Below are 7,029 nucleotides of genomic sequence, written 5' to 3'. Positions count from 1 at the left end.
AAAAGATCAGTTATTAATGGTCTGAAAATAATTGGCCCCGTAGCTCAACTGAATACCTGCCTGCCGGCAGGCAGGGAGTATCTGACTACGGATCAGAAGGTTTAAAAAGATCAGTTATTAATGGTCTGAAAATAATTGGCCCCGTAGCTCAACTGAATAGAGTATCTGACTACGGATCAGAAGGTTTCAGGTTTGAATCCTGACGGGGTCACATTTTTACAAAAATTGCATTGATTTTCAACCGGTTAAACGCCGGTTTTTTTATTGGGGGTGGGGGTGGGGGATAAAAATATTATCATGAAATTCTTCATCTACCCCAAACTGGATGGCAGGTACTACGAAATAATGGTAGAGCACTACGGGGTTACACGGCCTTGATTTAATTCATTCCAAGGAGGAAATGGAAATATTTGTTCTTTCAAAAGTTCTCCATTCTTTTAAAGGAGAATAGTAATAGTTCTTCTCATGTATGATCTGATAGCACAGCTATTATCATGAAATGCAAATGTCCTTTGTTGCTTATTGCTGAAATCATCCACTCAGTACATCCTGGTTCATTTGGTTACCTACTAAACCACTCAGGCTATAAGCACCTTTGCGCATGTCTGCCATGCCATTGTAATAAAAGTAGCGGCAACCTGTACTCAGATGCAGCATACCAATGCTTTTACCCTGTAGCGCTGTTTATAGGGAAGGGATTCAAGAGTTATGACACTGAATAGTTAACATCCAAGTCTAAATGACCAAATTAGGAACATTAATCTTACCTAAGTTACAAGAACATCACGCAAAAACACATCAAAGGCATTTTAGCTTGGCAGACATTGCAAAAAATAACCCTGGACGAAGTCTTTATAATCAGATTTTTTTTAAAAAGATTATATAAATTTATTATGCTAGAACTTTAACCCCTAATATTTTAACGGTGATAAAACTTTTCTTAACCCTCATTTTTACTCTTTGCAGCCTCCTTGGAATTTCACAGAATGACAAATATTATCATCTGTTTATTGATGTTAAGAAAGATGTAAAAACTTATTTTCTAACTCTAAAAAATCCAATACTTCCGCCGTTATTCGTGGATCCTTTTGGTTCCCCAAACCAAGCCAAACTATCCCCAAACCAAGCAATTATATTTAGGGATTCTGGTGGATTGTATGTCGGGGGGAAGAGTAAGTATTATCAAATAATACCAGAGGGTGTTAAATCTGATTCACTATATGCATGGAATAAAGCAACAACAGTGGCTGAATTTGGCCCACAAAATGATGATATTGATTTGGGACAGGAAATTTCTGTCTCCGATACAGGATTTACAATCGAGGCCGCACAAGTTAAGGCACAAGAATTTAATTTTAGTGCTCCAGAAAGCGATCAACCAGTGAGTTTCAGAGCCTTGTCAAAGAATGAGTTTGGTAAGATGTCTTTTATAAGCCATGGGAAAATAGACTTTTTGTGTGATATGTCCGAACAAGTCGTAAGGCGTCTATCATTTAACTCTACTGGAAAAGTACAACTAAAACTTGAAAACCATTGTCAAATTGATACTCTAATTGTGAAAGATGCCATTTTGAATCTTACGTATAATAAAAGCGAGTCTCCCAAAGTAATCTTTTTTAATAATGTAAGAATTGAAGATCCTGCAAAACCAATAGATTTGAATGAAAGTTTATTACCAGTTGATCGAACTACCATGATCAGTTTTTATCAGACAAATCCAGAAGATTTTAATTTTAATTACGAGTATTTTCTGCTGGATAAGGGCGACACCAATGGGAATTATCGATTGCCACCCGCCACGATATTAAACAACTATAAACAAATTCTTGCAGTGCAAAGGAAATATGGATACACGGATGGAGAGGAGAAGGTAGACTCAGAAATGCAAGAGTATGTATTATTGAGAAAAGGCCAAATTTTTGAAAATCTTATTTTTAAATATCTTTGGGGGTATGGTTATCATAAGCTCCGCCTATTATACGTACCGACTTTCTTTTGGATTTTTTTTACCATTTTTAACTTTATCGTCCGAAAACAGCTTTTAGAACACACATACCCAATTTCTCACTTCAAAGATTACGAAAACTCTTTAAATAGTCCCAGTACCCTATGGAAACGAACCCTTTTCAAGTTTTATTCATTCGGTAATATTTTCTTATTTACCGGGTTCATTTTTTGGGGCTTAAAATTAGATATAGATAAATTACATTTCAAACCGTATATACTTGCAGTTGGTATAATCATTGAGTACGTTGTCGGTGTTTTTTTTATCGCAGTGATTGTAAACCGGTTAATTTCCGGATAATACGATGCGGCGCACTTCTTCTCCGTGTATCCATTGAAAATTCCGCTGATTGATATTTTTAGCAGTTTTTATTCTGATGTTGAATCTCTAAACGCTTCATCGCATGGCATAAAGCGATGCACATGAGCAGGATACGCTGAGACCCTTCAACCCTTCACCCCGGTCAGAGTCGTAATAGCATCAGCGAACTAACTATCGCCTCCCGCAGTACGGCCACTATGAACTCAATATTATGTTTGTTATTTTTGTTCTATAATTTCCCATAGCGCTTTGCATCGTATTCAACTTTATTACAGATGCCATTTCTTGCAGTGCTCCAAAAATCAAAAGTATTCCTACAATTATTTTCCAGTTCATGGTTTAAAGGGCATTATTGTTTTGAAAAATCAGTAAAATATTAACTCTTAATAAAATTTAAGGAATACAGTTTATGTATTCAAACCTTTTTTCCTGGCACAGGCTTTTTTTACTTTATTGGGGGATATCTCTGGTTAGGCTTTTGTAGTTACCCAAACTGCTTCATGTTATTAAAATAGTTCAAAAACCAATTTTTAAATTCACTTATTTTTTTAGGCGTTGCAAATTCTGAAATAGGCGCCTTCCATAACAAACCATGTCGCGCAAAATAAATCCCCACATTTTTAATTTGTTTTTTTTCCGGCTTTGAATTTATGCCGCCAATTAAAGCGAGAATATAATAACCCAAAATTTGATTGAGGTAGTCTCGTTCTAATTTTAAATGCTTGGTAACTTTTATGTCAATGAGGGTGTCATCCAAAATAACATCAGCATCCGCTCCTCCTACTAACATTGACCCTTTTCCGAAAGTAGGGTTTAAGTAGCATTTATTGCGGACCTTAAAATCGTTCTGATTTATCAAAGAATAAAGTGCTTTCAAATCTTTAATATCCTGTTCATCCTCCTGCAATAAATCTGGAGCAACATATCCTATACGAAAAAACAAATCCAATTTTGCTAAAAAAAGCAAATCAGACAGAATCTGCTTATTTAATCGTCCATTTTTTATATATGCCCCATAATTGATTTTTACACTTTGGAACCTATCATTAAGTATTTTTCGTTTTTCGGCATTTTCACAATATACCCCGGCTATTCCGCGAAAAGCAATATCCGCTATCCATTTAGCAGTTTCAATTTTTTCTCTTTTATTATGGTGTTCAATCGTAAAACGGAAAAGGTAGTCATAGGCTGTACCTATTACACCATAATTTTTAGTTAGTGGCGGAACAAGTAAAGGCATTTCATAGTGAAATGCAGGTCTTGGAAAATACGATTTAAACTGATTTCTTAATTCCTGGTGCTTCGGACTGTTTAAGTAGGATGTTAAGCTCATTGCTTAAAAGTTTACTATAAGAACGATATTGCTTGTGTTTGTATTTTGCGGAATTTCGGGTACTGCAAATCCCAAATAAAAACTCTTTACTCCCAAGCCGTTTGCTATCATCGCATACAATTTTATTGACATTGGGTAACTCAGTAGTGGCACTAATGTTTAGAAAGGTTGCGTTATCAGTATCAAATAAATAATAATGCAATATCTCGGACTTGCGCTCTGTTGCAGGCATTGTTTTTCCGAAATGCCGGCTGGGGCATTTTTCGAATCTGACAGGCTATTTGGGTACAGGTTATGCGCTTCTTGTTATAGTTTATTAAAGGAGAAGGTGCACTTTGTATCGGAGCAGGCATTTGCGTTGTATCTTGCATTGAAGGAGAACGGCATTTCTGCCGAACTGGAAAAATCTGATGGTTTCAAAAAGGTGGATATTGCAGTAGATGAGGTGAACCTACATATTGAAGTAGATGGGCAGCACCACCATATTTACGAACAGGCATTAACAGATTTAAAAAGGACAATCTATTCTCTTCAGAACGAATTCATTACCATTCGCATTCCTAATGCTCTTATTGACCAAAATTTGAGTCAAACCCGAGATGAACTTTCAGGAATTATCCGGTTTCGTCAAAGAAAAGCCGGATAAAGTTTTTAGCTAAACAGAAATTAAAACGTTTGGCTTAGGAAAATAAAAACACGTTCTTGCTGGTAAAAATGGATGGTAGAATGTGGCGCTTCGCGCAATCTCTCCAAACAACAACTGGCTACCCTGGCAGAAGGGCTTTATCTTGGCAATAGCATCGAAGGAAAAAACAATGGTTGAGTTGAAATGAAACACGGAGCGGCTCAAAGTGTTCGGAAAATCAAACTTTTAATCGAACCACAGCTCAGCTTTTATATTTTCTCTTACCAGTTGGTCCAATATTAGTAGCCAAAACAGGTTTTGCATTTAAATAACCACTGAAAAAAATCGTACCTTTTATTAAATCTTTTTTATGAGCTCCGCATTTGTAAGAGAAAATGATGAACAATGGCTGCACGATGTGGGACCGGGTATTCACGCGCTGATCCTGTACCTTACGCGGGAAAACAACGGCGTAAGGGTGTATGAAAAGCAAACCTATACAGATGCCGACTCCGGCAGGGAAATACATGTTATGAGCAACGGCTTATCTTATGCAAAAGATGCGGAAAGCAAATGGTATGTTGTGTAATATCTTTTATTTATTCCTTGATATATACTGGTATTCCATTTTGCCTGCCAGTCTTCTTTGTTTATCCAGGCAAAGCTCTCTCGTTTTTAACCCGTTTTCCGCGTATTCATACCGCCACACAATGTAATCGCTTCCTCCCTGCTGCACCGCGATCATTTGGGCAAGCTGTCCTTTGTCATTATATTCAAACATATAATCGGGTAACAGCCTGGCAAGCCTGGTATGGTACCGTACCACATCCGTTAAACGGTTAAGTGTATCATAATAGTAATATATTTTCTCTTTTGAAACATTATGCCACCAGCTTTCTTCTTCTGTTACATTTCCCCGGCTGTCGCAAACAAACTTTACAATGGTGGTGTCGGTGCTGTTTTTAATACGAAACATCGTTTCAGGACATCCATCGTTGTTATACTTCCATTCATGGGTTTCTTTTTGCTGTATTTTGCTGGTAAACCCTTCCGAAGTATTGCCGGCAGCCAATAGCCTTCCCGCAGTATCGTAGCTGTACGCATAGGTATTTACCGATTCATTGCTGCTGTCTGTGGAACGGTATAATTGCCCGTTAGCATTGTAAAACGCTGTTAACGATGAGGTGCCAGTAAGATCGGTTTTAGTAAAGGTTCTGATTTGGGTGTAATTGCTATTGGGGGCTACTTCACCAACAAAGTTTTCCGAAGGTTGCCCGTTAGCCTCGTAGCTGAGCAGCTTTACCTGCATTATCCTGTTCTTTTTGTATAGCTGCTGTTGCTGCTGGTTTTGCGCGGTTAATATAATATCGTGGTAATAATATTGCGCAACGCTTTGCTGAAAGAACAGGATGGCTGTGTTTAACAGCGCAAGATGACGGAGAAACAGGAATAAGTGATGCTTCATAGCTGGCAAAAGTATTATTTTTATCAAAATTTAAGTCCTTTGTCTCATTTTAAGGAAAGAAAAGAAAAAAGCTGTCTTAATTGCGGGGCGCCGGTTCAGGAAAGGTATTGCGGCATATGCGGACAGGAAAATATTGAACCCCGGGAATCTGCATGGCACCTGGTAACCCACTTTTTTTATGATATTACCCATTTTGACGGAAAGTTTTTTACTACGGTTCGCTATCTTTTACTGAAGCCCGGGTTCCTCACCGCTGAATATGTTAAAGGCAGGAGAGCAAGCCATTTGCATCCTATACGAATGTATGTGTTTACTTCCGCTTTCTTTTTCCTGATCTATTTTTCTTTTATCAGCGGGCATAAGGAAACAGGCAAAGAAGGGCCGGAGGTATTGAAGGAAGCATTAAATACCAAAAAGGAAGGCCTTAAAGGGCTGAATGAAATGTTTGCAAAAACAAGCGATACGGTTTTAAAAAATGCTGTTGGCAAAACGATAGCCCAATATGAAAATGATATAAAGGTGTTAACCGGCAGGTTGGAAAAAGAGGAAACAGCAGCAAAGCAAAGCAATAAAACTAACATTCCGGTAATGGATTCTGTTTTAGCAGGATTGCCGCTTCCCGGCGACATTATAAGTAAAGTGGATTCCATTAAAAAAGCAACTGCACAAAACGATAGTCTTCATGGTAAAGACGAAGCCCATGACGCAGGCTACTACACTATTCAATGGTACCAAAACGAAGCTACTTACGCCGCGGTGCAGGATGCATTGCCTGCAGGAAGAAAAGACGGGTTGATAGAACGTTCTGTTAAATTAAAAATACTGCACTGGTACCAGGAACAGCAAAAGAACGGCGAAAAGGCTTTACAGGTACTGATGGATAAGTTCAAGCATTCTTTTCCCACCATGCTGTTTATTTCACTTCCTTTTTTCGCATTTTCTTTAAAACTGCTGTACATCAGAAGAGGAAAGTTTTATTATGTGGATCATGGTATATTTGCTATTCATACCTATTGTGCCCTGTTTGTACTCATGCTGCTGTACTACATGCTGGACGCTGTTGGCGGAAAATTGCACTGGTGGATATTTTCCCTGGCAAAGGTGGCGGTGATGGTATACGTGTTGTATTACGTGTATAAGGCCATGCGGAATTTCTACGGGCAGGGCAGGTTCAAAACGCTGCTCAAATATTTTTTATTGAGCTGGATGACCTTTACGGTGATGACCATACTGGTTATCGTTTTTCTGATCATATCGGCTTACAAGGTTTAAAGAAGATA

The 7,029-nt window shown here is 38.1% G+C and carries 7 protein-coding genes and 1 tRNA gene; 5 read left to right on the top strand and 3 right to left on the bottom strand.

All coding sequences use genetic code 11. The annotated features are described in order from the left end of the window. Nucleotides 1–137 precede the first annotated feature (137 nt). A tRNA-Arg gene (locus PLE34_RS13940) sits at nucleotides 138–211 on the top strand. A 320-nt stretch (nucleotides 212–531) separates the two neighbouring features. On the opposite strand, the gene PLE34_RS13935 is transcribed toward PLE34_RS13940, so the two are convergent. After that, the gene (locus PLE34_RS13935) at nucleotides 532–657 is read right to left on the bottom strand and encodes a hypothetical protein (RefSeq protein ID WP_324557935.1); all 126 of its coding nucleotides are present in this window, start codon (nucleotides 655–657) and stop codon (nucleotides 532–534) included. A gap of 268 nt (nucleotides 658–925) precedes the next feature. On the opposite strand from PLE34_RS13935, the gene PLE34_RS13930 reads away from it, so the two are divergent. After that, complete coding sequence (locus PLE34_RS13930; protein WP_324557933.1) at nucleotides 926–2,305, top strand: hypothetical protein; 1,380 nt, start codon at nucleotides 926–928, stop codon at nucleotides 2,303–2,305. Nucleotides 2,306–2,810: 505 nt separating this feature from the next. Here PLE34_RS13930 and PLE34_RS13925 read toward each other — a convergent pair. Further along, nucleotides 2,811–3,659, bottom strand: a complete 849-nt coding sequence (locus tag PLE34_RS13925; protein ID WP_324557932.1) for a hypothetical protein — start codon at nucleotides 3,657–3,659, stop codon at nucleotides 2,811–2,813. Between the two features lie 196 nt (nucleotides 3,660–3,855). Here PLE34_RS13925 and PLE34_RS13920 point away from each other — a divergent pair, with 196 nt between their 5' ends. Continuing rightward, nucleotides 3,856–4,305, top strand: a complete 450-nt coding sequence (locus tag PLE34_RS13920; protein ID WP_324557930.1) for a putative endonuclease domain-containing protein — start codon at nucleotides 3,856–3,858, stop codon at nucleotides 4,303–4,305. Between the two features lie 349 nt (nucleotides 4,306–4,654). Then, entirely contained in the window at nucleotides 4,655–4,873 is a 219-nt protein-coding gene (locus tag PLE34_RS13915; RefSeq protein WP_324557928.1) for a hypothetical protein, read from the top strand. 6 nt (nucleotides 4,874–4,879) lie between these two features. Here the strand turns inward: PLE34_RS13915 and PLE34_RS13910 are convergent, their stop codons facing one another. Continuing rightward, the gene (locus PLE34_RS13910; protein WP_324557927.1) at nucleotides 4,880–5,749 is read right to left on the bottom strand and encodes an RHS repeat domain-containing protein; all 870 of its coding nucleotides are present in this window, start codon (nucleotides 5,747–5,749) and stop codon (nucleotides 4,880–4,882) included. 39 nt (nucleotides 5,750–5,788) lie between these two features. Here PLE34_RS13910 and PLE34_RS13905 point away from each other — a divergent pair, with 39 nt between their 5' ends. Beyond that, entirely contained in the window at nucleotides 5,789–7,021 is a 1,233-nt protein-coding gene (locus PLE34_RS13905) for a DUF3667 domain-containing protein (RefSeq protein ID WP_324557925.1), read from the top strand. Nucleotides 7,022–7,029 lie beyond the last annotated feature (8 nt).

This window comes from Agriterribacter sp., from assembly GCF_035445465.1.
Taxonomy (GTDB): Bacteria; Bacteroidota; Bacteroidia; order Chitinophagales; family Chitinophagaceae; genus Agriterribacter.
This window is presented reverse-complemented; position numbering and strand designations above follow the sequence as displayed.